28 protein-coding genes are annotated in these 25,499 nt (G+C 38.0%); 10 read left to right on the plus strand and 18 right to left on the minus strand.

Annotated elements, in window-relative coordinates:
• Positions 1 to 7 precede the first annotated feature (7 nt).
• The 15 genes from nuoF to pdxA all read right to left on the minus strand — a co-directional run bounded on the left by nuoF (position 8) and on the right by pdxA (position 12,095).
• Positions 8 to 1,366: an NADH-quinone oxidoreductase subunit NuoF gene (gene nuoF / locus ACLJX0_RS02135; RefSeq protein ID WP_410878017.1), complete on the minus strand. Its 1,359-nt coding sequence runs from the start codon at positions 1,364 to 1,366 to the stop codon at positions 8 to 10.
• Between the two features lie 4 nt (positions 1,367 to 1,370).
• Positions 1,371 to 1,901, minus strand: coding sequence for an NADH-quinone oxidoreductase subunit NuoE (nuoE, locus tag ACLJX0_RS02140; protein ID WP_410878018.1), 531 nt, complete (start codon positions 1,899 to 1,901; stop codon positions 1,371 to 1,373).
• A 3-nt stretch (positions 1,902 to 1,904) separates the two neighbouring features.
• Positions 1,905 to 3,140: an NADH-quinone oxidoreductase subunit D gene (locus ACLJX0_RS02145; protein ID WP_410878019.1), complete on the minus strand. Its 1,236-nt coding sequence runs from the start codon at positions 3,138 to 3,140 to the stop codon at positions 1,905 to 1,907.
• A 21-nt stretch (positions 3,141 to 3,161) separates the two neighbouring features.
• Positions 3,162 to 3,683: an NADH-quinone oxidoreductase subunit C gene (locus tag ACLJX0_RS02150; RefSeq protein WP_410878020.1), complete on the minus strand. Its 522-nt coding sequence runs from the start codon at positions 3,681 to 3,683 to the stop codon at positions 3,162 to 3,164.
• A gap of 2 nt (positions 3,684 to 3,685) precedes the next feature.
• On the minus strand, positions 3,686 to 4,240 hold the full coding sequence (locus ACLJX0_RS02155; protein ID WP_182625874.1) for an NADH-quinone oxidoreductase subunit B: 555 nt from the start codon (positions 4,238 to 4,240) through the stop codon (positions 3,686 to 3,688).
• 12 nt (positions 4,241 to 4,252) lie between these two features.
• Complete coding sequence (locus ACLJX0_RS02160) at positions 4,253 to 4,618, minus strand: NADH-quinone oxidoreductase subunit A (RefSeq protein WP_410878021.1); 366 nt, start codon at positions 4,616 to 4,618, stop codon at positions 4,253 to 4,255.
• Between the two features lie 208 nt (positions 4,619 to 4,826).
• Complete coding sequence (locus ACLJX0_RS02165; RefSeq protein ID WP_410878022.1) at positions 4,827 to 5,027, minus strand: cold-shock protein; 201 nt, start codon at positions 5,025 to 5,027, stop codon at positions 4,827 to 4,829.
• 146 nt (positions 5,028 to 5,173) lie between these two features.
• A complete protein-coding gene (locus ACLJX0_RS02170; protein ID WP_410878023.1) occupies positions 5,174 to 6,463 on the minus strand; it encodes a hypothetical protein in 1,290 nt (429 codons plus the stop codon).
• Between the two features lie 79 nt (positions 6,464 to 6,542).
• Complete coding sequence (locus tag ACLJX0_RS02175; protein WP_410878024.1) at positions 6,543 to 6,920, minus strand: hypothetical protein; 378 nt, start codon at positions 6,918 to 6,920, stop codon at positions 6,543 to 6,545.
• Positions 6,921 to 7,096: 176 nt separating this feature from the next.
• Positions 7,097 to 8,449 carry an acetyl-CoA carboxylase biotin carboxylase subunit gene (gene accC / locus ACLJX0_RS02180; protein ID WP_410878025.1) on the minus strand — a complete coding sequence of 451 codons (1,353 nt, stop codon included), beginning with the start codon at positions 8,447 to 8,449 and terminating at the stop codon, positions 7,097 to 7,099.
• Positions 8,450 to 8,515: 66 nt separating this feature from the next.
• Positions 8,516 to 9,001 carry an acetyl-CoA carboxylase biotin carboxyl carrier protein gene (accB, locus tag ACLJX0_RS02185; RefSeq protein WP_410878026.1) on the minus strand — a complete coding sequence of 162 codons (486 nt, stop codon included), beginning with the start codon at positions 8,999 to 9,001 and terminating at the stop codon, positions 8,516 to 8,518.
• 36 nt (positions 9,002 to 9,037) lie between these two features.
• Positions 9,038 to 10,033, minus strand: coding sequence for a beta-ketoacyl-ACP synthase III (locus tag ACLJX0_RS02190; protein ID WP_410878027.1), 996 nt, complete (start codon positions 10,031 to 10,033; stop codon positions 9,038 to 9,040).
• 161 nt (positions 10,034 to 10,194) lie between these two features.
• Positions 10,195 to 10,392, minus strand: a complete 198-nt coding sequence (gene rpmF, locus ACLJX0_RS02195; protein ID WP_002989043.1) for a 50S ribosomal protein L32 — start codon at positions 10,390 to 10,392, stop codon at positions 10,195 to 10,197.
• 9 nt (positions 10,393 to 10,401) lie between these two features.
• Positions 10,402 to 10,974 carry a YceD family protein gene (locus tag ACLJX0_RS02200; RefSeq protein ID WP_410878028.1) on the minus strand — a complete coding sequence of 191 codons (573 nt, stop codon included), beginning with the start codon at positions 10,972 to 10,974 and terminating at the stop codon, positions 10,402 to 10,404.
• 50 nt (positions 10,975 to 11,024) lie between these two features.
• The gene (gene pdxA / locus ACLJX0_RS02205; protein WP_410878029.1) at positions 11,025 to 12,095 is read right to left on the minus strand and encodes a 4-hydroxythreonine-4-phosphate dehydrogenase PdxA; all 1,071 of its coding nucleotides are present in this window, start codon (positions 12,093 to 12,095) and stop codon (positions 11,025 to 11,027) included.
• A gap of 57 nt (positions 12,096 to 12,152) precedes the next feature.
• Between pdxA and ACLJX0_RS02210 the strand changes: the two genes are divergently transcribed.
• From ACLJX0_RS02210 to ACLJX0_RS02225, 4 genes are all read left to right on the plus strand, one after another.
• Complete coding sequence (locus tag ACLJX0_RS02210) at positions 12,153 to 12,746, plus strand: riboflavin synthase (RefSeq protein ID WP_410878030.1); 594 nt, start codon at positions 12,153 to 12,155, stop codon at positions 12,744 to 12,746.
• Positions 12,747 to 12,812: 66 nt separating this feature from the next.
• Positions 12,813 to 13,397 (plus strand): RNA polymerase sigma factor, encoded by a 585-nt coding sequence (locus ACLJX0_RS02215; RefSeq protein WP_410878031.1) that lies wholly within the window; start codon positions 12,813 to 12,815, stop codon positions 13,395 to 13,397.
• Complete coding sequence (locus tag ACLJX0_RS02220) at positions 13,394 to 13,627, plus strand: hypothetical protein (protein ID WP_410878032.1); 234 nt, start codon at positions 13,394 to 13,396, stop codon at positions 13,625 to 13,627. The genes ACLJX0_RS02215 and ACLJX0_RS02220 overlap by 4 nt, the downstream gene beginning before the upstream one ends.
• Positions 13,608 to 14,435, plus strand: a complete 828-nt coding sequence (locus ACLJX0_RS02225) for a mechanosensitive ion channel family protein (protein ID WP_410878033.1) — start codon at positions 13,608 to 13,610, stop codon at positions 14,433 to 14,435. Before ACLJX0_RS02220 ends, ACLJX0_RS02225 begins: the two co-directional genes overlap by 20 nt.
• A 370-nt stretch (positions 14,436 to 14,805) precedes the next feature.
• On the opposite strand, the gene ACLJX0_RS02230 is transcribed toward ACLJX0_RS02225, so the two are convergent.
• Positions 14,806 to 15,633 carry a universal stress protein gene (locus ACLJX0_RS02230; protein ID WP_410878034.1) on the minus strand — a complete coding sequence of 276 codons (828 nt, stop codon included), beginning with the start codon at positions 15,631 to 15,633 and terminating at the stop codon, positions 14,806 to 14,808.
• Positions 15,634 to 15,813: 180 nt separating this feature from the next.
• Between ACLJX0_RS02230 and rimP the strand changes: the two genes are divergently transcribed.
• The 4 genes from rimP (at position 15,814) to ACLJX0_RS02250 (ending at position 21,373) form a co-directional block, all read left to right on the plus strand.
• Positions 15,814 to 16,281, plus strand: a complete 468-nt coding sequence (gene rimP, locus ACLJX0_RS02235) for a ribosome assembly cofactor RimP (protein ID WP_410878035.1) — start codon at positions 15,814 to 15,816, stop codon at positions 16,279 to 16,281.
• Positions 16,282 to 16,292: 11 nt separating this feature from the next.
• A complete protein-coding gene (gene nusA / locus ACLJX0_RS02240) occupies positions 16,293 to 17,531 on the plus strand; it encodes a transcription termination factor NusA (protein WP_410878036.1) in 1,239 nt (412 codons plus the stop codon).
• Between the two features lie 51 nt (positions 17,532 to 17,582).
• Entirely contained in the window at positions 17,583 to 20,570 is a 2,988-nt protein-coding gene (gene infB / locus ACLJX0_RS02245) for a translation initiation factor IF-2 (RefSeq protein ID WP_410878037.1), read from the plus strand.
• 131 nt (positions 20,571 to 20,701) lie between these two features.
• A complete protein-coding gene (locus ACLJX0_RS02250; protein ID WP_410878300.1) occupies positions 20,702 to 21,373 on the plus strand; it encodes a zinc metallopeptidase in 672 nt (223 codons plus the stop codon).
• Positions 21,374 to 21,433: 60 nt separating this feature from the next.
• Here the strand turns inward: ACLJX0_RS02250 and ACLJX0_RS02255 are convergent, their stop codons facing one another.
• Complete coding sequence (locus ACLJX0_RS02255; protein WP_410878038.1) at positions 21,434 to 22,246, minus strand: endonuclease/exonuclease/phosphatase family protein; 813 nt, start codon at positions 22,244 to 22,246, stop codon at positions 21,434 to 21,436.
• Positions 22,247 to 22,389: 143 nt separating this feature from the next.
• Here ACLJX0_RS02255 and ACLJX0_RS02260 point away from each other — a divergent pair, with 143 nt between their 5' ends.
• Positions 22,390 to 23,343, plus strand: a complete 954-nt coding sequence (locus ACLJX0_RS02260) for a bifunctional riboflavin kinase/FAD synthetase (protein WP_410878039.1) — start codon at positions 22,390 to 22,392, stop codon at positions 23,341 to 23,343.
• Entirely contained in the window at positions 23,315 to 24,625 is a 1,311-nt protein-coding gene (locus ACLJX0_RS02265; RefSeq protein WP_410878302.1) for an HTTM domain-containing protein, read from the plus strand. The genes ACLJX0_RS02260 and ACLJX0_RS02265 overlap by 29 nt, the downstream gene beginning before the upstream one ends.
• 95 nt (positions 24,626 to 24,720) lie before the next feature.
• On the opposite strand, the gene ACLJX0_RS02270 is transcribed toward ACLJX0_RS02265, so the two are convergent.
• Entirely contained in the window at positions 24,721 to 25,491 is a 771-nt protein-coding gene (locus tag ACLJX0_RS02270) for a UDP-2,3-diacylglucosamine diphosphatase (protein WP_410878040.1), read from the minus strand.
• Positions 25,492 to 25,499: the final 8 nt, after the last annotated feature.

Raw genomic sequence — 25,499 nt, forward strand, 5'->3', positions numbered from 1 at the left:
GCGTGAATTATTTATTAATCAGGTGTTCTATGCTCGAAAAAGGTTCGCTAACATAGTGATTTCTATCTTTTACTTTTTCTGGGAATAAAACGTGATATTCAAATTCGGCTCTAAAATGTCTAATAGCAGCGGCAACTGGCCAAGCAGCAGCATCTCCTAAAGGACAAATGGTATTTCCTTCAATATTACTTTGAATATTCCACAGTAAGTCGATATCCTCCATGGTTCCGTGACCTGTTTCAATGCGGTGTAACACTTTTTCCATCCATCCTGTTCCTTCGCGACATGGTGAACATTGTCCACAACTTTCATGTGCGTAAAAACGAGCAAAGTTCCACGTATTTCTCACGATACAAGCGGTATCATTATAGACAATAAAACCACCTGATCCCAACATCGACCCTGATTCAAAACCACCATCAGATAGTGATTCGTAAGTCATTAAACGATCTTCACCGTTCGCCGTTTTATAGATTAAATGGGCAGGTAAGATGGGCACAGAAGAACCTCCGGGAATTAATGCTTTGATGGGTCTGTCGTCCATCATTCCACCACAGTATTCGTCTGAATTGATAAATTCATCCACTGTAATGCCCATTTCAATTTCGTAAACCCCTGGTTTTCTGATGTGTCCAGAAGCTGAAATTAATTTGGTTCCCGTAGAACGGCCTAGTCCGATTTTCGCATAATCATCTCCAGAATTGTTGACAATCCACGGAATATTAGCGATAGACTCTACGTTGTTTACTACCGTTGGATTTCCCCATAAACCACTTACCGCAGGGAAAGGAGGTTTGATACGAGGATTTCCTCTTTTTCCTTCTAAGGATTCAATTAGAGCCGTTTCTTCTCCACAAATATACGCTCCTGCACCACAGTGCACGTGTAAATCTAAGGAGTAATCCGTCCCTAAGATATTCTTCCCTAACCATCCAGCAGCATACGCCTCTTTGATGGCTCTTTCTAGGGTTTTGAATACCCACATATATTCACCGCGAATATAGATATACGATAAGTTAGCTCCTAAAGCATAACTTGCCGTAATCATACCCTCAATCAATAAGTGAGGGATATATTCCATTAAGTATCGATCTTTGAATGTACCTGGTTCTGACTCATCGGCATTGCAAACTAAGTGTCTGGGTTTGCCTGATTTCTTGTCGATAAAACTCCATTTTAAACCCACAGGGAACCCCGCACCACCACGACCTCTAAGTCCTGATGCTTTTACTTGTTCCGTAATATCATCGGGAGCCATGGTTTTCAATGCTTTCTCCACCGATGCATAGCCACCATTTTGACGGTATACGTCGTATGATTTTATCCCTGGGATATTGATCTTGTCTAATAATATTTTTGTCGCCATAGTACTATTTGTCGTGAAGAATTACTTTTCCTGCCTTACAATCAGCGATGATTTGGTCGATTTTTTCGGGTGTTAAGTGCTCCTTGTAGAAGTCACCTAGTTGCATCATGGGCGCATAACCACAGGCACCTAAACATTGAACACCAACTACTGAAAATAACCCATCAGGTGTTGTTTCTCCGGGTTTAATACCTAGTTTTTCACAAGCGTATTCCATCATATCGTCTGCTCCACGAATGCCGCAGCATGAGGTTAAGCAAAACTCAAACATATACGTACCCATTGGTTTTTGGTTGTACATGGTATAGAAAGTCACCACTTCGTATACTTCGATAGAGGAAATGCCTAATATCTCCGCTACTTTATCCATTAACTCCACGCTCAACCAGTTATCATGTGCATCTTGTACAGCATGTAAAACAGGTAAAAGTGCTGATTTTTTTTTATCAGCAGGGTAGTGGCTCAACAATTCGTCAATGCGCTGTTGTAGCTCAGGCGTGATATGTATCGTTTGTTTGTATTTCTTCGTTTCCATGATTTAAGCGTCTAATTCTCCAGCAATGATGTTTAAACTCGATAGGGTAATAATCGCATCGGATAGCATACCTCCTCTTACGATATCATTATACGCTTGGTAGATGATAAAGCAAGGTCTTCTGAAATGCAAGCGATACGGTGTTCTACTACCATCTGTGATTAAGTAGAATCCTAGTTCACCATTACCTCCTTCTACTGCGTGATACAGTTCTGTCACTGGAACCGGTACTTCACCCATCACAATTTTAAAGTGATAAATTAAAGCCTCCATATTCGTGTATACGTCCTCTTTTGGAGGAAGATAATATTCAGGAACATCCGCGTGGAAGGGGCCTTCTGGCATTTTGTCTAATGCTTGACGAATGATTTTTAAACTCTCCCAAACTTCTGCATTTCGCACGCAGAAACGGTCATAACAATCACCAGCAGTTCCTACTGGAATTTCAAAGTCAAAATCTTCGTATGAGCAGTAAGGAGTTGCCACGCGAACATCGTAATCCACGCCTGCTGCACGTAAGTTTGGTCCTGTAAATCCGAAGTTAATTGCTTCTTCAGCAGAAATCCCACCAACACCTACGGTACGATCCATGAAGATTCTGTTTCGGGTCAATAAACCTTCAAATTCGCTCCAAATCGCAGGAAATTCAGCTAAAAATTCTTCGATTTTTTTGAATACCGTTGGGCTCCATTCTCTTTCGAAACCACCAATACGTCCCATGTTTGTCGTTAAACGAGCCCCTGAGATTTCTTCGTAGATTTCGTAGATTTTTTCTCTGTATTGAAATACATATAAGAATCCAGTTAAGGCTCCAGTATCTACTCCCATTACAGAGCTACAAATAATGTGGTCTGCAATACGAGCTAATTCCATCACAATTATGCGCATATATTGTACGCGTTTTGGAATATCAATACCCAAAGCTTTTTCTACAGTCATCCACCAAGCCGTATTGTTAATTGGTGAAGAACAGTAGTTCAAACGATCCGTTAATACGTTAATTTGGTAGAAAGGACGGTTTTCAGCAATTTTTTCAAAGGCACGGTGGATGTATCCCACTGTTCCCTCTCCATCTAACACTTTCTCTCCGTCTAGTAGGATAATATTTTGAAAGATACCATGCGTTGCTGGGTGCGTAGGACCTAAGTTTAAGATTTGTAACTCAGTTCCATCTTCTTTAAACTTCTCCTCGATAAGCTTCGCGTATCGCTGTTCTGGTGGTAATAATAAATCTGACATACTCTTGATCTTACTCAGTTATTAACAATTGTGAATCGTTCTACCAAAGAATCGATCGTCTTTGTCTGTTCTTCCTTCATCTTCCAATGGGAATTCTTTGCGCAACGGGAAAGACTCCATTTCATCCATATTTAAAATACGTTTTAATTGTGGATGGTTTTTGAACTTAATGCCGTAGAAATCATACGTTTCTCTTTCTTGCCAGTTGGCAGATTTAAACAAATCTACTACGGAATCAACCGTTGGATTTTTACCGCTCAAAAAGGTTTTGATGCGAATTCTCACGTTGTCCATCCAATTGTGCATATGATACACTACAGCCAATTGACGATCTTCTTGCGAATCTGGGTAATGCACTCCACAAACGTCTGTTAGAAAGTTGAAATTCATCTGGTCATTTTCTTTCAAAAACTGAACAACTGCGTGAAGTGAATCAGGCGCGACTTCCAAAATAAGCATGTCGTGTTGTTCGTGAAATTCCTTAACCGACAACCCAAATTGGTCGATTAAAGCTTTTTGAATGGTTTGATTATCTAATGCCATATTTATTTACTTTCTATGTTATAAGATTTTAATAACTCATCATATTCTTTGGTTCCTCGTCTATAGATAGATTCTGCTTTAACGATTTCGTGCAATCGCATTACGCCATCTAGAATTTGCTCTGGTCGAGGTGGACATCCAGGGACATATACATCTACAGGAATGACTTTGTCGATTCCTTGTAAGACAGAATACGTGTCGAAAATACCGCCTGAAGAAGCACAAGCACCAACAGCAATAACCCATTTCGGTTCAGCCATTTGTTCGTATACTTGACGTAAGATAGGAGCCATTTTCTTTGAAATTGTCCCCATCACCATCAACATATCGGCTTGTCTAGGCGAGAAACTCATACGTTCTGATCCAAAACGCGCAATATCATAGGTTGCAGCCATGGTTGCCATGAACTCAATCCCACAACATGAAGTAGCAAAAGGTAAGGGCCACATCGAATTCGAACGTGCCAAACCAACAACTTCACTTAATTTTGTGGCAAAAAAACCCTCTCCTACATATCCTTCAGGAGCTTCTACTGTTTTATATTTTTTATCGCTCATCTTCCTCGTTTTTTAATCCCATTCGAGACCCTTCTTTTTAAATTCATATAATAGTCCAACTACCAATAGGAATAAGAAAATCCCCATTTTAGCAAATCCGTCCCATCCCAATTCCTGAAAGTTCATCGCCCAAGGGTACATGAATACCACTTCGACATCAAAGAGAACAAAGAGAATAGCTACTAAGAAATACTTTACATTAAAAGGAATACGGGCATTTCCCAATGATTCTAGTCCACATTCCCAAGTACTATCCTTGATTTTTGAATTTTTCTTCGGTCCAAGTTTCCCTGAAATCCAGATTGTCATAGATACAAATCCCGCAGCTAGAGCAATTTGCATTAAAATTGGTATAAAATCGAGTTGACTTGATTGCATAAGTACAAGTTTTATGTTAGAATACAACATACAAATATAGAGCCCTAGATCGTCTTTACAAAGCTTTGGAACTCTTGGTCTTGTCCGAATCCTTTAATATAGCCCAATATGTATTTAGATTAATTATAAATAGTGGTTGTAGGAATAAAAAAAGCTACCTAACGCGAGTTAGATAGCTTTACTGTAACGGAAAATTATATATATTTTCTTAATCTTCTATCACTTGTACATTAGTGGCAATAAGCCCTTTTTTCCCTTGTTCCTCATCATAAGAAACGCGGTTTCCTTGTTCAACATTCTTTGTTCTTAAACCTGTGATGTGAACAAAGATGTCTTCTTTAGTAGCTTCATTTGTAATGAAACCAAATCCTTTGTCTTCGTTGAAGAATTTAATTACGCCTGTGTGCATTTTAAAAAAATAAAAATATTAGAACACCAAATATATAGTTTTTTTAGTGTCTAAAGGAATTGAATTTGAATTTTTTATTAAAAAATATTCCAGCTTGTGTTTTTTTTATTTTTTATGGGAGCAACGCTACTTATAGCAGGGCGTTTTTATAATGTTTTTACTTTTTGTAAATAATCGTTGATATAGGGACTATTGAATTCTCTGAGGAATAAATAGCCTTGGTTGGTTGCTTCATCTGTAATTTGCCTACTGAGGTAGTAGGTTTTGTTTTTCCATTTTAGTAGAAGATTTAGGTCTATGAATTCCTCGAAAGCCGGGTCAATGGCGATGAGTTGTGCTGTTTTGTCTTGAAGTTCAAGTGTGCCTAAACCTGAATAGCGTTGATTCAATCCTTGGTTGTTGGGCATGCGCAACCTCCAATTTAATTTATTGCCATCGACAATTTGCGGTTTCGCTCCAGCGTAGACGGTCATTCTGTAGGTGTTCCCTTCATAAGGTAAGTCTTCTAGCCTATAGTAGTGGTCATAAGTAGAAGGATCAAGGGTGGTTTGGGGGTCAAGATGTTCGGCCTTTTTAGTACCTACAAAATAGGTGGAGTATAGCTTGGTTTGATTGTCTTTTTTAAAGGCTCTGGTGATGCTAAAGGTGGCATAGTATTGTCCATCCCAATAGGTGATGGTGTATAGTTTTATCATATGAGTATGTATGGCAAGGGCAATTTTTTGCATCTCTTCAAAAGATACATCCTCGCTGGTAGCGCCAGACAGATGGAAGAGTTTTGTTGGATTTGTAAACATTGGGGTGTAATACTGGCTATGTACAACGGCGAGTGAATCTGGATGCTCCTTGATGTCTAAGAACAGACCAAGCCCCATTTTGCTATCAAAGACCAAGAGCTGATTATTAGGCAAAGCGGTTGAGGAAATAAACGGAATGCTACTCAATAATGAATCTTGTAGGAGTACTTGGGGTTTTTTGTTTAGATTACCAAAAAAAGCTTGTCGATCTTGTGCGTTTTTCAGTTTGATTTGTATGTCCTGCTTGTCTCCGAAAATAGCACCATTCATATCTTTAAAGTAGAGACCAGATCGACCTGCTAAGAACGTAGTAAAAACAGTTGCGTTGTGATATAGATGGTCATTCGATGCAGCTGCATCGCCTAATACTTTTTTTGCATACGCTATATTATCAGTAACGATGTTAACGGCATAAGGCTTGTTTTTTGGTATGTTTTTGAGATAGCTGTAGAGTAGAGGAATGCAATTGTCACAATCGTTGACAGTGAGTAATAAAGTGAGACTTTCGTCTTCACCTTCTGCTGCTTGACCTTTTAAATCAAGATTGGTTTGAAGGTATTGATCAATCGCTGCATAATCCTGTGCAAATAAGCCATAGGGCAAAAGAAAGAATAGGGTATAGAGGAGTCGTTTTTTCATGATAGTAGAAATTTAGAATAGATAGTAATGAACGACTTTTATTTAAAAAGCCGTTCATTTTTAACTGTAGAACAGTCTTTTACTTAACCATTTCAATAAGAAAGGAAGAGGATTTTTGGAAAAAATCTCCTTTGAATCGTCTGATTAGCCCTGAGGTTACAATCTTTGTTTCTCCTTGATAATAGGTTAAGGTTCCTTTGATGTCTAGATTTAGATCAAAAGGTTTCGTTGTAGAAGACGGAAGGAATTCAGATTCGCAAACTAAATCAAAGCAGTTTGTGGTTGTTGAGCCATCGCACAGAATCGTTGTCATAATTATTTCTTTTCCATTGGCATCGTTTGCTTTCGTTGTTGCTATTGTAGGATTCCCTGTCATACTGTAGTTCTGTGTTTGTGCCCATCCAGAACTAAAAATTCCCATAAATAGGAAAGGTAGAATTAAAAATAGTTTTTGCATAATAAAGGGGATTAAGGTTGATATATCTTACAATTTAATTCAAATGTATTATAAATGCAAAAAAATTATTGTTTTGATGTGAATTATGTAATAAAAATTAAGTTTTAATTTGAATTGTTTAATAAAAAAAAGGCCACCTGCTAGCAGGTGGCCTTTTCTATAGATAAATAAAAATACTATTCTTCTTCTAGTGGTTTCATGTGGAATGATTCCATGAAAGCAGTGGTGTAGTTTCCTGCTCTGTAATTTGGATCATCCATCAATTGTCTGTGGAAAGGAATCGTTGTTTTAATTCCTTCGATGACAAACTCGTCTAACGCACGTTTCATTTTGTTGATTGCTTCTTCTCTTGTTTGAGCAGTTGTGATCAACTTAGCAATCATTGAATCGTAGTTTGGCGGAATAGAATATCCAGAGTACACGTGTGTATCTAAACGCACGCCGTGTCCTCCTGGTGCATGCAACGTCGTGATTCTTCCTGGAGAAGGTCTAAAGTCGTTGAATGGATCTTCTGCGTTGATACGACATTCGATCGAGTGTAATTTAGGCGTATAGTTTTTACCAGAGATTGGCACACCAGCAGCCACTAAGATTTGTTCGCGAATTAAATCGTAATCAATTACTTGTTCAGTGATTGGGTGCTCCACTTGGATACGTGTATTCATTTCCATGAAGTAGAAGTTGCGATCTTTGTCCACTAAGAACTCAATCGTTCCTGCTCCTTCATATTTGATAAATTCAGCCGCTTTTACAGCTGCTAATCCCATCTTATCTCTCAATTCATCAGTCATGAATGGAGAAGGAGTTTCTTCAGTAAGTTTTTGGTGACGTCTTTGGATAGAACAGTCTCTTTCAGATAAGTGACACGCTTTACCATATGAATCTCCTACCACTTGGATTTCGATGTGACGAGGATCAACGATTAGTTTTTCCATGTACATTCCGTCATTTCCAAATGCAGCAGCTGCCTCTTGACGCGCACTTTCCCAAGCTCTTTCGATTTCTTCTTCTTTGAAGATTTCGCGCATCCCTTTACCACCACCTCCAGCAGTTGCTTTCATCATGACAGGGTAGCCAATTGCTTTGGCTGTTTTTTTCGCGTGCTCTAAAGATTCTAACAATCCATCAGAACCTGGAACTGTTGGTACTCCAGCTAACTTCATTGTTTCTTTTGCCGTCGCTTTGTCTCCCATTTTCTCAATCATCTCAGGTGAAGCTCCGATGAATTTCACACCGTGTTCTTGACAGATTTTAGAAAACTTTGCATTTTCAGCTAAGAAACCATATCCCGGGTGTATCGCATCAGCATTTGTGATTTCAGCTGCAGCGATAATGTTGGAAATTTTTAAATACGATAGGTTTGAGGGAGCAGGTCCGATACATACAGCTTCGTCTGCGAAGCGTACGTGAAGGCTATCTGCATCTACTGTAGAATATACCGCTACAGTTTTAATTCCCATTTCTTTACACGTTCTAATGATGCGTAAAGCAATTTCACCTCTATTAGCTACTAATATTTTTTTAAACATCTTCTGAAATTTTAAATTGTAATTCTACTTTTCTTCCTTGCAAGCAAAGAAGGGCTGTTTAATTTCTTAAGATGGGTCAACTAAGAATAAAGGTTGATCAAACTCAACAGGTGACGAATCGTCAACTAAGATTTTCACGATTTTACCTGATACTTCAGATTCAATTTCGTTGAATAACTTCATTGCCTCAATAACACAAACTACATCTCCAGGTTTGATTACCGTACCAACTTCTGCGAAAGGCGCTTTGTCTGGTGCTGGTTTTCTGTAGAATGTTCCGATGATTGGCGATTTTACAGTGATGTATTTCGCATCATCACCTGCTGGAGCTGCTGCTGCAGGAGCTTCAGTTGCAACGGGTGCTGCTGCTGTAGCTACAGGCGCTTGTGGCATTGATGGTGCTACTGGAACTTGTTGGATATACGTTGTTTCAGTGCTTCCTGTTTCTGTCGTTTTGATGGTGATTTTAAAATCATCCATTTCTAATTTTACTTCTGTAGCTCCTGATTTCGCTACGAATTTGATTAGGTTTTGAATTTCTTTAATGTCCATACTAATGTATTGGTTAGTTGTTTTTTCCTAAATTAATTAACTATTGTAAGCCCACTTTAAATATATCGATCCCCACGTGAAGCCTCCACCAAAGGTAGCAAAGATAATGTTATCACCTTTCTTCAATTGGCTTTCGTAATCACATAATAATAAGGGTAAAGTAGCAGAGGTTGTGTTTCCGTATCGCTCGATGTTCATGAGAACTTTAGAATCATCTACTCCCATACGGTGAGCAGTAGCATCGATGATGCGTTTGTTTGCTTGATGTGCAGCCAACCAATTTACATCACTATGTGTTAAATTGTTGCGTTGCATGATTTTCTCGCTGACATCAGCCATGTTGGATACGGCGTATTTGAAAACAGTTTTTCCGTCTTGGAACACATAGTGTTGTTTGTTGGCAACTGTTTCAGCACTTGTTGGGAGGATAGATCCACCCGCGTCAATTTTTAAATATTCTCTTCCGATTCCGTCACTGCGTAGATATTCATCTATAATGCCGTAACCATCGGTGTTCGGTTCAAATAAAACAGCTCCGGCAGCATCTCCAAAAATGATACATGTAGCACGGTCAGTATAGTCAATAATAGAAGACATTTTATCCGATCCGATTAACAGTACTTTTTTGTACTTGCCAGATTCAATATAGGCTGAAGCAACAGACATTCCATATAAGAAACTTGAACAAGCGGCTTGTAGGTCAAAGGCAAACGCGTTAGTAGCGCCAATTTGAGTGGCTACATACACACCTGTGATCGCTACAGGCATATCTGGGGTAGCGGTTGATAATAGGACTAAGTCTATCTCTTTTGGGTCTACTCCGGATTTTTTAATTAAGTTCTCCGCAGCTTTAATAGCCATATACGAAGCTCCTTGTCCAGGTTCTTTAAGAATGCGACGTTCTTTAATTCCTGTTCGAGAGGTTATCCACTCGTCGTTTGTTTCAACCATTTTTTCTAAATCCGCGTTGGTTAACTTTGTCTCGGGCAAATAACAACCAACTGCAGTAATGGCTGCATGTATTTTTGTCATATGGTGTTGCTTTACTTTATAAAAACATTCCAAAAAGAAGCGAAAATTACGAAAAAAAAACGAATCGAAGCCTTTTTAAGTCTTAAAACTCCCTCCTTTGGTAAAATTCGACAAAAAAAAACTCTCACACATTGTGAGAGTTTATTGTGTTTTTGAAAAGCTTATGCTTCTACTGCTGTTGTTTTGTCTATTACAACTTGTCCTCTGTAGTAAAGTTTTCCTTCGTGCCAGTAAGCTCTGTGGAATAAGTGAGCTTCACCAGTAACAGGACAAGTAGCGATAGTTGGAGCTACAGCTTTGTAGTGTGTTCTTCTTTTATCTCTTCTTGTTTTCGAGGTCTTTCTCTTAGGATGTGCCATTTTACTATATTATTTATCCGTTAATAGTTTTTTTAATTTTTCCCATCTAGGGTCTATATCGTTCTGGTCTGAATCACCTTCCGTTTCTTCTTCTGGTGTCTCGTCCATTTCACTGTCTTCTTCTTCGTCATCAAATAAAAAATCAAAGTCTTCTTCGTCAAAGTCTTCGTCTTCTCTTGCTTCAGGGCTTACTCGTTTGGCAGGAATCGATAACACAATTAATTCATAAATGTATTGAGTGAGTGTAATCTCATACTCATTCATCGGAATAATTAGTATCTCGTCGTGATCATCGTTGAATTCTTCTCCAAACTTGACAATGAGGTTAAATTCATTTTCAATAGGAAGATCAAAATCCTCGTTGGTCACATCACAAGGAACATTTACCACTCCTTTCGCCTTAAAGTTTACCTCTAAATGGGTAGCTTTTTTATTTAAAAGAACGCTAATATTTGCTTGTATACGGTTGAAATCATCGTAATCGTAATTTTTAAAAAAATCGCTATCGATTTGATATTCAAATGTATGTTCTCCATTTTTCAATCCTATAAAGGATATCGAATATGTTTTTTCAGTATTCATCAAATACATGATTTGAGCGTGCAAAGATAAAAAATTATTATTATTACAAGCTAATTATCAAATTTTTTTGTACTATTTTCTTTTTCTTGAGGAAGTAAAGGGTTACTCTTGGCTTCCAGGTTGCGGTTTCTATTTCTGAAAACATCAAGAGCTAAGTATAAAGCCTCGCGAAAAGAAGTGGGGTCAGCTAGGTTCTTACCTGCTATGTCATAAGCTGTTCCGTGATCAGGCGAGGTTCTAATTTTGTTTAAACCTGCGGTGTAGTTAACACCTTTACTGAACGAAAGTGCTTTGAAAGGTGCTAAGCCCTGGTCGTGATAACACGCAATGACAGCGTCAAAGCTGTTGTAAAGCTGAGATCCAAAAAAGCCATCGGCTGGAAATGGACCGGAAACAAGAATGCCTTCTTCGGCTAGTTTTGTTATAGTGGGTTTGATAATCTCTTGTTCTTCTGTTCCAATTACTCCGTCATCTCCTGCATGGGGATTCAACCCTAAAACGGCAATCCGCGGATTAAAAATGTTGAAATCATTCATCAATGTCTCACGTATTGTTTTTACTTTTTCTACAATGCGCGCTGGAGTAATAGCAGATGCTATGTCTTTTAAAGGAAGGTGATCCGTAAGTAATCCCACTTTTAAATCGTCGCTAACTAACAACATCATGGCATTACCTTCTAACTGTTCATTTAAGTAATTGGTGTGCCCAGGGTGTTGAAAATCTTCTGATTGTGTATTGTACTTGTTAATTGGCGCTGTGATTAAGAGGTCAATTTCGTCGTTTTTTAATGCTTCTGTCGCTGCTACAAAGGATTGAATGGCATAGCCGCCAACTACGGGATCATTCTCGCCAAAGTTAATGTTGACGTTCTCTTTCCATAGGTTCAATACATTTAATTTCCCTGGAATAGCTTGGTCTAAACTCTCAATGCCCTGAAAATTTACATTGCTATTGATGTTCTTTTTAATATAAGATAAAGGCTTCGAACTTCCGAATATCACGGGAGTACAAAGCTCGAGCATTCTGTTGTCTTCGAAACATTTAAGGATAACTTCGGGTCCAATACCGTTTAAATCGCCTATTGATATACCTACCCTAACATTTTCTTCTTTATGACTCATAGTTTCGTATAAATTATTAGTAATTTTGAAAACAAATTTAATAAAATAAATGGAGTAATGTTTACAGGAATTGTTGAAGAAATTGCAATTGTTAAAAATATTGTACGAGAGCAAGAGAATATACACCTGACTGTATCGTGTTCATTCGTGCACGAGTTGAAAGTTGATCAAAGCGTTTTACACAATGGAATCTGTTTGACCGTCGTGGCGATTGAAGACGAAACTTTTACTGTGACGGCGATCAAAGAAACCATTGATGTAACGACAATTGGACAGTGGGTAATCGGTCAAGAAATTAACATAGAACGCGGTATGTTGGCGAATGCTCGCTTAGATGGACATATTGTACAGGGGCATGTGGATGCAGTAGGACGTTGTGTGTCGATTAAGGATGCGGCAGGGAGTACGTACTACGGATTTGAATATGACCAAAAAGTGAAACACACCACCATTTCAAAAGGGTCAATTACCATTGATGGGACGAGTTTAACTGTGGTGAATTCAGGAGTCAATACCTTTAGTGTAGCGATTATTCCGTATACGAAAGAGCATACTGTTTTTAAACACTATACATTAGGACAATTCGTTAATTTAGAATTTGATGTTATTGGAAAATATGTGGAAAAATTATTGCAAATTAGGACTAGTTAAGAACATTTTGTTAAAAATTCAATGTAGTTGTTTTTATCGAGTACATTGGTGCGGTAAAACATAAATATGAAAATGCAGACGCAAAGTCAAAACTTTGTTTCTATGACGGATGAGGAGTTAGTGCAATTCATCATTCACAATGGAAACACAAGTTTGTTTGGTATTCTCTATGACCGCTACGGCCAGAAGGTGTATCAAAAATGCTTGGGATTCGCCGAATCCCGGGATGCTGCGGAAGACTTGACGCAGGATGTTTTCGTGAAATTATATCTGAATTTAAAGTCGTTTAGAGGAGAAGCAAAATTTTCCACTTGGCTTTATTCCTTTACTTATAATCATTGCGTAAATTATTCTAAGTCTATCCTGAAACGGCATAGAGATAATGTGGAATTGCAGGAAGAAGCGCTATATGTTTCTACTGCGGACGAGGAAGTGACGGATGAAGAAATTTTTTCACTTACGGTGGAAAAACTTCAAGAGGCACTTGGCTTAATTGACCCGGAAGATAAAATCGTTTTATTGATGAAGTATCAAGATGATAAGTCAATCAAAGAAATTGCACAACTACTCGAGTTGGGGGAAAGTGCTGTTAAAATGCGTTTGCACCGGGCTAAAAAGAAGATTGTGGAATTATATAATTCGTTGTCATGATGGAGAATCCTTTTAAGAAAATACTGCAAGACGAGAAATTGCCGGACTATCTGAAAGATCGGGTGATTGACAATTTGAATTTTATTAAACTTTCCTTAGATGTATCCGAACTGTACACGGTTCAAGTGCCTAAAGTGGTGGAGTCATTTATCGGAGATGTTGATAAAGAGAAGGAAAATAAAATAATAGAAAGAATTAAAAAAGAAGATCATGATGGAGAAGTTATATAATTTTGAATATCCAAGTGAGATGATTAACGAGGTGATGAATTCACTAGTTAAGGGCGTTTTTGGTTTTCTGCTCATTGCAGGTTATGTGCTGCTTTGTTGGCTAATGCTCAAGCTTTTTTCTTATGTCCTGAAGAAAATGTTTAAGCTCATTCGCCTAGATAAAATTCAGGAGGGGTTAGACGATAATGAATTTTTAGGTAAAATAAAAATTCGAGTGAAAGTGGATGCTATTTTACTCTTCTTTGTCAAAGTGTTTTTGGTCTTTCTTATGGTGCTTATCGGTGCGGAGCTCTTTGGACTTGAGATTGTTTCTCGTGAAATTGGAAATCTGATGATGTTTGTGCCCAAGCTATTTGTGGCTTTGTTGATTTTTATTGGGGGACTTTACTTTGCTTCTTGGATTAAAAAAGTGATTGTTGAAGTGTTGAAAGCCGTCGATTTTGTAGGCGCACGGATGATCGGAAATATCTTGTTCTATTTGATTTTAATTTTTGTTGTGATTACAACCTTAAATCAAATGGGAATTGATACGTCTATTATTACGAGTAATATCTCTATTATTATAGGTGCTATCCTACTCACAGTTGCCTTGTCTTTAGGATTAGGTGCAAAGGATGTGGTGACTAAACTGTTGTATTCTTTTTATGCAAGAAAGAATTTAGAGGTAGGGCAATATGTAGCGATAAATGGATTGAAAGGATATGTAATCTCCATTGATAATATCTACTTGTGTCTGCTGGTAGAAGGACGAAAAAATTATATTCCGATAAAAACGGTTTCGGAAAGTCATATTGAAATATTAAAATAAAAAATGCCTTCGGGCATTTTTTTTTTGGAGATAAGAGAGGAGAAAAGGGAGTGGGATGGTACTTCACAACGCTCACCAAATCTTTAGGAGTAGGCATCAATCAAGTGTGAAAAATAAGAGTTTTTATTGGGAATGTTTCGGAACTCTTGCAATCTTCTTTCGATCTTCCTTCGACCTTTCTTCGATAAAACAGCTGTTTTTCTAAGTATTCTCGAAGCATTCTCCTAGTATTCTCGAAGAAAGTTCAAGCAAAAGCCTTACTTAATCCCGTCGAGGCATTAAAAAAGGGGCAAATCTTATGTTTAAGATTTGCCCCTTTTTTTATTAAATATATTCACTCATATCCTGCTCTGATCTCCAGTAAAAGAAATTAGTCAATTTTAAAGGTCAAAACAGAAATAGGCGAGTGGTTCACTAAATCTTCGCTAATACTTCCATTGAAGAAATGAGCTAATCCTGTGCGACCATGGGTAGCAATAGCAATTAGATCTGCGTCAATTTTTTTACAGTAGTTTAAAATTCCCTTTTCTACATTGATGTCATTGTAGATGCTTAAGTCAAATTCTTTGTCTGTAATATCCGCCAAAAAGCTGTCTAATGTTTCCTCAGCTACGTGTGTGGGTTTAAAACTGTTCGGCGTATTCACCATAAGCAGGTGTAGGTCAGCGCCAACTACTCTGTTTAGTGCTAGTGTGCTTTTGAACGAGTCTTTCATCTCACTGGTGAAGTCTGAAGCAAAAACGATGTCTTTGATGCAGCTATCCTCAAATTCTCCTTTTACAACAAAAACAGGTACTGGCGAAGTACGCACGACTTTTTGTGTGTTAGATCCTACAAAATATTCTTTCATCCCACTTGCTCCATGAGATCCCATAACGATTAAATCCACGTCGTTGTGAATGGCTGATTTTGTCACACCTTGTGAAGTGCGGTCTAGAATTAAGCTGGTGGAAACCGTTAGGCCTTCAAATAAAGAATCTAAGGCAATTTGTTGTAATTTTTGTTCTGCCGCATTTTTGAAAAACATCACTTCTGGTGCGGGTGTACCTTTACTAATACCGTCACTAGCTTCTTGAGGTAAGTCGAGGATGTGTAGTAAAATGATTTCAGCGTTGTGTTTCTTCGCAAAATTTACCCCTGCTTTGATTGCGTTGTGTGCCTGTTGTGAAAAATCCGTAGGTATTAGTATTTTTTTCATAATTTAAGTGTAAAAGTGGATTAAGTATTTAACATGTTTTTTTAGTGTTCTAAATTTAAGCATATAATTATCAATACACAAAAGTTTTTATTAGTACAAAAAAAATAGTATATTTGCACCGTTATTTATTAAAGAAGTTAAATAATGAGGGGACATAATAGTCCCCTCTTTTTATAGCATATGACATTTAAAAACAGAGTACAAGAGTTGTTGGATGCAGCTTTAGCTGAGAAGCCAGAGTTGTTTTTGATTGAAATGACGATTTCTCCAGACAATAAAATCCTCGTGGTTTTAGATGGAGATAACGGGGTTAATTTGCAAGACTGTATCGATGTAAGTAGGGCTATTGAGCACAACTTAGATAGAGAAGAATACGATTTCGGTTTAGAAGTTGCCTCTGCGGGAGCGACCTCACCGTTAAAAATGTTGCGTCAGTATAACAAAAATATTGGTAGAAAAGTGAAACTAATCACAGTAAACCAAGAAAAATACGAAGCAACAATCGCGGAAGTCAGCGCAACATCGATCGTATTACAGTGGAAGGCACGTGAGGCTAAAACTGTTGGAAAAGGAAAGGTGACAGTTGAAAAAGAAGCTGTTATACCATTCGAAAATATAAAAGAAGCTAGTATAATAATTTCATTTTAAAAAAATATCAGATGGAGAATAGTGGTTTAGTAGAATCGTTCTCAGAATTTCAAGAGTTAAAATACATTGATCGAGTTACGTTAATGGCCATCTTAGAAGATGTATTCCGAAATGCATTGAAAAAGAAATATGGTGATGACGATAACTTTGATATCATTATTAACCCTGATAAAGGAGATTTCCAGGTTTTTAGAAGTAGAGTCGTGGTAAACGATGGGGAGGTTGAAGATGATAAATACGAGATTTCATTAAGTGAAGCTAGAAAGATTGAGTCGGATTTTGAAGTAGGAGAAGAAGTTTCAGAAGAAGTAAAGTTAGAAGATATTGGACGAAGAGCAGTTTTAGCTTTGCGTCAATATTTGAATTCAAAAGTAACAGAGCATGACAATGCTACGTTATATAAGCAGTTTAAAGAGGTAATCGGAGAGATTTACGTAGCAGAAGTACATCATATTCGACCAAAAGTTGTAATTTTGATGGATGATGAAGGAAATGAAATTGTTTTGCCGAAAGAAAAACAAATTCCTTCTGACTTTTTCAGAAAAGGAGATACCGTAAAAGGGATTATTGAGGCCGTTGAATTGAAAGGAGCAAAACCTCAAATTATCATGTCTAGAACCTCAAACCGATTTTTAGAGCGCCTGTTAGAACAGGAAATTCCAGAAATTGGAGAGGATAAAATCTACGTGAAAAGAGTCGTTCGTATTCCAGGAGAAAAAGCGAAAATTGCAGTAGAAGGATCAGATGATCGCATTGATCCTGTAGGAGCTTGTGTGGGAATGAAAGGGTCGCGTATCCATGGTATCGTAAGAGAACTTGGAAACGAAAATATCGACGTGATTCACTACACAACCAATACAGACTTGTTTATTAAACGTGCGTTGGCGCCTGCAAAAGTAAATAAGGTTGTATTTGACGAAGAAACTAAAAAAGCAAATGTTTATTTAGATACGGAAGAAGTTTCTAGAGCAATTGGAAAAGGAGGGCAAAACATTAAGTTAGCAGGAATGTTAACGGGATTTGATATCGATGTAATGCGCGAATTAAACCCAGAAGATGACGATGTTGAATTGAGAGAATTCAGCGATGAAATCGATATGTGGGTGATTGAAGAGTTTGCTAAAATTGGATTAGATACAGCAAAAAGCGTGTTGAATTTAAGTGTGGAAGAATTAATCAAACGCACAGATTTAGAAGAGGAAACCATTCAAGACGTTTTCCGTATTCTAAGAGAGGAGTTTGAGGATTAATCCGACACTTCTAAGCACAACACAACACAAATAATACACTAAAAAGATAATATGTCTGAAGAAAGAGCAATAAGAATAAATAAAGTTTTAAGGGAATTAAATATTTCTCTGGATAGAGCCGTGGACTTTTTGAAAGGCAAAGGGTATGAAATTGATGCAACGCCAAATGCAAAGATTTCACAAGAAGAATTTAACGTTCTGAACAAACAGTTTTCTGCTGATAGAGGGAAAAAGGAAGCTTCTATTGAAGTGAGTGAAGAGAAGAGAAAAGAAAAGGAAGCGCTTAAAATTGAGCGTGAACGCGAACTAGAAGAAAAGAGAAAACAAGAAGAACAAGCTCGTATCAAGAAAGAACAAGAGATTATTAGAGCCAAAGCAGAAGAGCAAGTTGCAATTAAAACTGTGGGGCAAATTGATCTTGAACCTAAAAAAACTTTAGAATCTTCTTCAGCTGTATCGGAAAAAGTGGTTGAAAAAGAAGAAAAGAAAGCTGAGCCTAAAAAGAGTGAAGAACCAGTTGCGAAAGAAAGCGTTGCACAAGAAAAAGTAGAGGAAAAAGCAGAAGCTGGTCCTGTTGCTAAGGTTGATGTCGATTCGAAAACTGATTCAGCAAAAAATACGACAAAAAAAGTTGAAGCGAAGAAAGTAGCGAATAAAGAATCAAAAGTAAAAGACAAACCTGTGGAAGAAAAGCAACAGAAGGAGTCTGCTAAAATAGCAAACGAAGAAACTAAAGTAGTTGAAGACGATAAAGTGGAAGCGAAGTTAGGTGATGAAATCATCAAAACGAACTATCAAAAACTTTCGGGGACTACTTTTACAGGGCAAACGATCGATTTATCCCAGTTTGACAAGCCGAAAAAGAAGAAGGAGGAGAAGAAAGACGACAAAAAAGGCAATGTTGCTGGACGTAATAAAAGAAAACGTATTGCAAAACCTGCGAATGCAGAAGGAGGTGCTACTACTGCAAATAATGCAGGTGGAACAGCCAATAAACCAGGGGGGAATAACGCAAGACCTGGCGGAAATAACAACCGCCCAGGTGGGAATAATGCAAATAGACCCGGTGGGAATAATGGGAAGTTCAATAAAAACAACAACCGTAGAAATGCTCCTGTGGTAAAAGCAGAGCCAACGGAAGAAGAAGTTAAAAACCAAATCAAGGAAACGCTTGAGCGTTTACAAGGAAAAGGAAATAAATCTAAAGCAGCGAAATATCGTAGAGATAAGCGTGATGTTCACCGTAAAAAATCAGATGAGGAACAAAGAGCTTTAGAAGCAGGTAGCAAAATCCTAAAAGTAACGGAATTCGTTACGGTAGGTGAAATTGCGACCATGATGGATGTGCCAATTACCAAAGTAATTGGAACGTGTATGTCTTTGGGAATTATGGTGACGATGAACCAACGTTTGGATGCTGAAACGCTGACAATTGTTGCAGATGAATTCGGATATGAAGTTGACTTCACAACGGCGGACTTAGAAGAAGCAATCGAAGAAACACCAGATAGACCAGAGGATTTAAAATCGCGTGCGCCAATTGTTACGGTAATGGGACACGTGGATCACGGTAAGACTTCCTTGCTGGATTATGTGCGTAAAGCAAACGTAATTGCAGGTGAATCAGGAGGAATTACCCAGCATATTGGAGCGTACGGAGTAACCTTAGAGAACGGACAACAAATTACGTTCTTGGATACACCAGGTCACGAGGCGTTTACTGCCATGCGTGCACGTGGAGCTCAAGTAACCGATATCGTAATTATCGTAATTGCAGCGGATGATGACATCATGCCACAAACAAAAGAGGCAATCAGTCACGCACAAGCGGCAGGTGTACCTATCATTTTTGCCATCAATAAAGTCGATAAGCCAACGGCGAATCCAGAGAAGATTAAAGAGAAATTAGCTTCGATGAATTTATTGGTTGAAGAGTGGGGAGGTACCTACCAATCACAAGATATCTCAGCGAAACAAGGGATCGGAATGAAAGAACTGTTGGAGAAAGTTTTACTTGAAGCAGAAATGTTAGAGTTAAAAGCCAATCCAGACAAATTAGCATCCGGAACGGTTGTAGAGGCTTATTTAGATAAAGGACGTGGATATGTGTCTACGGTATTAGTACAAGCAGGTACCTTGAGAGTAGGGGATTACCTATTAGCAGGATGTAACCACGGTAAAGTACGTGCAATGCACGATGAGCGTGGAAATGCGGTACAAGAAGCCGGACCATCAAGACCAATCTCTGTATTGGGATTAGATGGAGCCCCAGGTGCTGGAGATAAATTCAACGTATTCGAAGAGGAAAAAGAAGCAAAACAAATCGCCGCAAAACGTACGCAATTACTACGCGAGCAATCTGTTCGAGCACAACGTCACATTACGTTGGCAGAGATTGGACGTCGTATTGCTTTAGGAGATTTCAAAGAATTGAACATCATCTTAAAAGGAGACGTGGACGGATCTGTTGAAGCACTTTCGGATTCCTTCTCAAAATTATCAACAGAAGAAATTCAAATCAATATCATTCACAAAGGAGTGGGGGCAATTACAGAATCTGACGTATTGTTAGCTTCTGCATCAGATGCAATTATCATCGGATTTAACGTGCGTCCTATGGCTTCTGCCAAAGTGTTAGCGGACAAAGAAGAAATCGATATCCGTAACTACTCCATCATTTATGATGCCATCGACGACTTAAAAGATGCTATGGAAGGTATGTTATCTCCAGAGCTGAAAGAAGAAGTTACTGGTACAGCTGAGATTAGAGAGCTATTCAAAATTTCAAAAGTGGGTACGATTGCTGGATGTATGGTATTGGATGGTAAAATCTTCCGTAATTCTAGAATCCGCTTAATTCGCGAAGGAGTTGTAATCTATACGGGTGAACTTACTGCGTTGAAGCGTTTCAAAGATGACGTGAAAGAAGTATCGAAAGGATATGATTGTGGTATCCAAATTAAAAACTACAACGATATCAAAGAATACGATACGATTGAGGCATTCCAAGAAGTGGAAGTGAAGAAAAAGCTTAAATAAGCTAAAATATAGTATAGTAAAGAGAAGAGAGATTCGCAAGTGTCTCTCTTTTTTTATGACAAAATGGCTGGGTTTTTTATTTGGCGCGTCATTTGCTATATTCTTGCTGAACATTAATTGTATTATCTATGATGATATGGGTTTTTATGATTGCCATGATGCTTGCCAGTTGGTGGGTTGGTAATCGGTTACAAGCTAAATTTAAAAAGTATTCTGAGGTTCATTTGCAAAATGGGATGAGTGGTGCTGAAATTGCACAGCAAATGCTTTTTGACCACGGTATTCGCGATGTACGTGTAATTTCTACACCAGGTAGATTAACCGATCATTATAATCCGATGGATAAAACGGTAAATTTAAGTGAGGCAGTGTATAATCAACGCAATGCTGCGGCTGCGGCTGTAGCTGCTCATGAGGTTGGACACGCCGTACAACATGCACAAGCGTACTCTTGGTTAACCATGCGCTCGAGAATGGTGCCTATTTTAGAGGTATCTTCGCGTTTTATGCCCTTTGTGTTGATTGGCGGGGTTCTAATGCTACAAACGTTTCCACAGCTTTTATTGTTGGGTATTGTATTGTTTGCCTTAACGACGCTGTTTTCTTTTATTACCCTTCCAGTAGAGTATGATGCAAGTAATCGCGCACTGAAATGGTTAGAAGCAAAACACATCGTCACGCCTCAAGAATTAGTGGGCTCGAAAGATGCCCTGAAATGGGCCGCACGAACGTATGTGGTTGCCGCTTTATCTTCTTTAGGTACGCTGTTATACTACGTCATGATTTATATGAACAGAAGATAAGTAGAAGTTTTTATTATATTTTAATTGTTTAAACAGGATTTCAACTTGAAATCCTGTTTTTTATTGTATCTCAATTAATAAAGGAAGATGATCGGATACTTTATTCGCTTCTTTGAGGGTGTCAAAATCCGTGAAAAATAAGATAGCCTCGGCCGATTTGATTGTAAAAAGCGTCTGCTGGAGAAAAATATTATCATATTCACTCGCTAAGCAATCATGCTCGATACACTTTTGACGTAGCGAAGTTTTTTGATTCGTAAAAGCAGGGGTATATCCTTGCTTTTTAAGGGGATTGAATACAGTGTTAGATTCTGGAGTATTGAAATCGCCCAGGAAAATTAAGTTTAGATCTGGATATGCTTCGGGTAGAAACTTTAGGTATTTAATTTCTTTTTCAGGTTGATGTTTTTTGGGTAGCGCATGTAAGCTGACCAAGGTAAAGTGAATATCCTTATAGCGAAAGGTGGCCATATAAGGTTCGCGCTCAATTTCTTCTTGATAGATTGGCTCTAAAAAGGGTTTCTTCTGCAGTTTTACGTGCTTGGTTTTCCATAGGTAGGCGTAGCGCTCTGAACGGTAAGGAGAACTCACTGTAGGATCACTTATAGCATATGCCCATGTGGCACCGCTTTTGCGATTGAGTTCTTCGTGTAAGGCAGCAATGGTTTGTGCTCCACTGGGGTTGGTGACTACTTCCTGTATAGCAACGATATCTGCTTGTTGGACAATTTTCGCAATGTAGCTGAGGTGTCCTGTTGTTTTGCTACTCCCAACATTTTTTAAGTTCCACGTCATGATTTTTACTTGAGAAAACAGAAGAATGGGACTTAGCCACAAAAGAAAAACTAAGGTGGTTCTAGAGAAGCGAGGCATGTTAATTACTTTAGATTAGGCGTATTATTGTGTAATAATTCATGTGATTTGTAAAAAATGAAGTATTTTTACCACTTGAATTTTCATTTCGAAAAACGGGGCAAAACTAAGTAAAATCCCTTTAAAAGACTAAAGTTATCATCGTGAAAATATTTTCTTCCATAGGCGAATTTAAAACCGATAAAAAAGTTGTTGCAACATTAGGAACTTTTGATGGTGTTCATCTTGGACATCAAATGATTATCAAAAAGTTAGTAGATGCTGCCAAAGAATTAGAAGCTGAGAGTTTGGTGTTGACCTTCTTTCCTCATCCACGGATGGTTTTGAAGCAAGATCACGGCATTCGATTACTCAATACGCTGGAAGAAAAACAAGAACTACTGGCAGATTTGGGATTAGATAATCTAGTAGTGCAAAAATTTGATCTGGATTTTGCGAACTTAACAGCTGAAGAATTTGTGAAACAAGTCTTGGTTGAGACCTTTAATATTTCTAAAATCATTATTGGTTATGACCACCGTTTCGGAAAAAATAGAACAGCAGATATTCACGATTTAAAGCGCTTTGGCGCATTTTATGGATTTGAGGTGGAAGAAATTTCAGCCCAAGAAATTGATCATGTATCGATTAGCTCAACTAAAATTAGAACAGCTTTGGAAGGAGGTAATATCGCCTTGGCAAATGAGTTTTTAGGGCATACGTATCACTTTTCAGGGGAAGTAATCCATGGAAAAAAACTAGGTCGTACGCTAGGGTTCCCGACAGCAAATTTCCAAATTTCCGAATCGTATAAAATGATTCCGCAGAATGGAATTTATGTGGTAGAATCTGATATAGAAGGAAAACCAGTAAAAGGGATGATGAGTATTGGTATTAATCCCACTTTTGAAAATCACCCGCATACAATAGAAGTAAACTTTCTAGATTGGTCAGGTGATTTATATAATAAAACGTTAAAAGTTCGTATCTTGGATCGCATTAGAGATGAACAAAAATTTAACTCGCTCGAGGAGCTTGTCAATCGCTTGAAAGAGGATGAACTTGCAACAAGAGCTTATTTTGATAGCCATGTGGAAAAAAGCGCTCCAACCCGTTGATAATGCTCCGTTAATTATATTTAGAATTTTCTTTGGATTTTTATTCGCTTGTGAATCGTTTGGTGCGATTGCTACAGGATGGGTAAGAATAAATATGGTGGATGTAAAGTTTACCTTTTCCCACATTTATATGGACTTTCTACAAGTTCTCGTTGGCCCTCAGATGTATGTATACTTCTTTGTCATGGGGCTGGCTTCTTTAGCCGTTATGCTTGGTTATCGCTATAAATGGACGATGCCTTTGCTTACCCTGTTATGGGCGGGAACGTATTTTCTGCAAAAAACCTCCTACAATAATCACTACTATCTTTTGATGATTATTTGTGTATATATGTGTTTTTTGCCAGCGGCATCGTATAAATCTTTAGATGTGAAAGCCAATCGCGTCAAAGAAGAAGTAAGCATGCCGTTGTATTTTAACTGGATTTTTATCTTTCAGGTCAGCGTATTGTATGTCTATGGAACGATTGCTAAGTTTTATCCGGATTGGTTAGATGGAACGTTTACGGAAATTATGTATCAGTCAGCCAATATTCCAGATTTTTTTAAAACAATCTTTACGCAAAAAGAATTCTATATGTTAATTGCGTATATGGGGATTATTTTCGATGGATTGATTGTGCCAGCTTTATTGTGGAAACGCACGCGTACATTGGCATTAATTGCTTCGTTGATTTTCCATTTGTTTAACTCTGTTACGTTGCATATCGGGATTTTCCCTTATTTCGCTCTTACGTTTGCCTTATTTTTCTATCCATCTGACCAAATAAGACGCATTTTCTTGAAAAAGAAACCAGCAGTTGAACAAAAAGAGCATTTTGCTACGCCTCAGTTAAGTAAACCTGTATTGGGATTCCTCGCAGTATTTATGTTTATTCAATTTGCACTGCCTTTGCGCCAGCATTTTATTGCTGGTGATATCTTATGGACAGATGAGGCCCATCGTCTAAGCTGGCGTATGATGTTGCGTTCTAGAGGAGGGTACACCACCTTTATTGTAGAAGATAAAGCGACAAAGAAACGTCATTTTTATACTACAGAAGGAGTTTTAAGTAGTAAGCAAGAGGCACGATTGAATACTTCAGATATGATTTGGCAAATGGCGCAGTACATCAAAAAAGAATACGCTGCAAAAGGTGTAGATGTCGCTGTTTATGCAGATACTTGGGTTTCAATTAACGGTCGAGATTACAGCCGCTATATAGATGAAAATGTTGATTTAGCTAGTGTTCCTTGGAACTACTTTGGACACAGTGAATGGATTTTAGATAAACCTTTTTAAGGGTGATGCGTAAATGCGTAATGAGCGATGCGTATGATGAAACGAAAGCCAAACAACAAAAAACAAACAATAAAGTATTCTATAAAAAAAGCCCGCTATAAAGAGGGCTTTTTATATTTTTCTAGGTGAAATTCACCGTCAAAATAACCATAAGTGAAATAATTAATCCAATCGCCGAGATTGATATATTTTGATGTGTCGTTGAGTTCAATAACCATTGGTAAATGGCGATGACCAAAGACGAAGTAATCATAGTGTTTAGCCTCTAATTTTCGCTTGGCGTACAGGACTAACCATTCGTTGTCTTCTCCTAAAAATCGAATATCTTCATCGCCTGAAATCAACTTGTTTTTCACAGAAAGATATTGAGCTAGCCGCACGCCAATATCGGGATGTAGCCAATTGAATAACCATTTAGAAAACTTGTTGGTAAATACTTTTTTCATGCGTTTGTAGCCCAAATCACCAGGACCTAATCCATCTCCATGACCAATAAAAAACTCCTTCCCGTTGATGGTAAAGACTTGTGGTTCATGAAAGACTGGAATGCCCAATTCTGTTTGGAAGTAATCATTCATCCATAAATCGTGATTTCCAACAAAAAAATAAACGGGGATACCCTTGTCTTTGAGTTGGGCTAATTTACCCAATACGCGTACAAATCCTTTAGGAACAACGGTTTTATATTCGAACCAAAAGTCGAAGAGGTCGCCTAGAATGAATAGAGCCCCCATATCTTCTTCTTTTTCGTTCAGCCATTCCAAAAAAAGCTTTTCTCGTGGTAAGCTTTTTTCACGGGTAGGCGCTCCGAAATGTTGATCAGAAGCAAAATAGATGCCTTTAGATGTATGGATTGTAAAATTCACGTGGCGTT

The organism is Myroides sp. DW712 (assembly GCF_046557355.1).
Taxonomy (GTDB): domain Bacteria; phylum Bacteroidota; class Bacteroidia; order Flavobacteriales; family Flavobacteriaceae; genus Flavobacterium.

What these genes read in the sequence shown, in the direction of transcription:
- nuoF (WP_410878017.1), bottom strand. Translation starts at nt 1,366, where the DNA reads ATGGCGACAAAAATATTATTAGACAAGATCAATATCCCAGGGATAAAA.
- nuoE (WP_410878018.1), bottom strand. Translation starts at nt 1,901, where the DNA reads ATGGAAACGAAGAAATACAAACAAACGATACATATCACGCCTGAGCTA.
- ACLJX0_RS02145 (WP_410878019.1), bottom strand. Translation starts at nt 3,140, where the DNA reads ATGTCAGATTTATTATTACCACCAGAACAGCGATACGCGAAGCTTATC.
- ACLJX0_RS02150 (WP_410878020.1), bottom strand. Translation starts at nt 3,683, where the DNA reads ATGGCATTAGATAATCAAACCATTCAAAAAGCTTTAATCGACCAATTT.
- ACLJX0_RS02155 (WP_182625874.1), bottom strand. Translation starts at nt 4,240, where the DNA reads ATGAGCGATAAAAAATATAAAACAGTAGAAGCTCCTGAAGGATATGTA.
- ACLJX0_RS02160 (WP_410878021.1), bottom strand. Translation starts at nt 4,618, where the DNA reads ATGCAATCAAGTCAACTCGATTTTATACCAATTTTAATGCAAATTGCT.
- ACLJX0_RS02165 (WP_410878022.1), bottom strand. Translation starts at nt 5,027, where the DNA reads ATGCACACAGGCGTAATTAAATTCTTCAACGAAGACAAAGGATTTGGT.
- ACLJX0_RS02170 (WP_410878023.1), bottom strand. Translation starts at nt 6,463, where the DNA reads ATGAAAAAACGACTCCTCTATACCCTATTCTTTCTTTTGCCCTATGGC.
- ACLJX0_RS02175 (WP_410878024.1), bottom strand. Translation starts at nt 6,920, where the DNA reads ATGCAAAAACTATTTTTAATTCTACCTTTCCTATTTATGGGAATTTTT.
- accC (WP_410878025.1), bottom strand. Translation starts at nt 8,449, where the DNA reads ATGTTTAAAAAAATATTAGTAGCTAATAGAGGTGAAATTGCTTTACGC.
- accB (WP_410878026.1), bottom strand. Translation starts at nt 9,001, where the DNA reads ATGGACATTAAAGAAATTCAAAACCTAATCAAATTCGTAGCGAAATCA.
- ACLJX0_RS02190 (WP_410878027.1), bottom strand. Translation starts at nt 10,033, where the DNA reads ATGACAAAAATACATGCAGCCATTACTGCAGTTGGTTGTTATTTGCCC.
- rpmF (WP_002989043.1), bottom strand. Translation starts at nt 10,392, where the DNA reads ATGGCACATCCTAAGAGAAAGACCTCGAAAACAAGAAGAGATAAAAGA.
- ACLJX0_RS02200 (WP_410878028.1), bottom strand. Translation starts at nt 10,974, where the DNA reads ATGAATACTGAAAAAACATATTCGATATCCTTTATAGGATTGAAAAAT.
- pdxA (WP_410878029.1), bottom strand. Translation starts at nt 12,095, where the DNA reads ATGAGTCATAAAGAAGAAAATGTTAGGGTAGGTATATCAATAGGCGAT.
- ACLJX0_RS02210 (WP_410878030.1), top strand. Translation starts at nt 12,153, where the DNA reads ATGTTTACAGGAATTGTTGAAGAAATTGCAATTGTTAAAAATATTGTA.
- ACLJX0_RS02215 (WP_410878031.1), top strand. Translation starts at nt 12,813, where the DNA reads ATGAAAATGCAGACGCAAAGTCAAAACTTTGTTTCTATGACGGATGAG.
- ACLJX0_RS02220 (WP_410878032.1), top strand. Translation starts at nt 13,394, where the DNA reads ATGATGGAGAATCCTTTTAAGAAAATACTGCAAGACGAGAAATTGCCG.
- ACLJX0_RS02225 (WP_410878033.1), top strand. Translation starts at nt 13,608, where the DNA reads ATGATGGAGAAGTTATATAATTTTGAATATCCAAGTGAGATGATTAAC.
- ACLJX0_RS02230 (WP_410878034.1), bottom strand. Translation starts at nt 15,633, where the DNA reads ATGAAAAAAATACTAATACCTACGGATTTTTCACAACAGGCACACAAC.
- rimP (WP_410878035.1), top strand. Translation starts at nt 15,814, where the DNA reads ATGACATTTAAAAACAGAGTACAAGAGTTGTTGGATGCAGCTTTAGCT.
- nusA (WP_410878036.1), top strand. Translation starts at nt 16,293, where the DNA reads ATGGAGAATAGTGGTTTAGTAGAATCGTTCTCAGAATTTCAAGAGTTA.
- infB (WP_410878037.1), top strand. Translation starts at nt 17,583, where the DNA reads ATGTCTGAAGAAAGAGCAATAAGAATAAATAAAGTTTTAAGGGAATTA.
- ACLJX0_RS02250 (WP_410878300.1), top strand. Translation starts at nt 20,702, where the DNA reads ATGATATGGGTTTTTATGATTGCCATGATGCTTGCCAGTTGGTGGGTT.
- ACLJX0_RS02255 (WP_410878038.1), bottom strand. Translation starts at nt 22,246, where the DNA reads ATGCCTCGCTTCTCTAGAACCACCTTAGTTTTTCTTTTGTGGCTAAGT.
- ACLJX0_RS02265 (WP_410878302.1), top strand. Translation starts at nt 23,315, where the DNA reads ATGTGGAAAAAAGCGCTCCAACCCGTTGATAATGCTCCGTTAATTATA.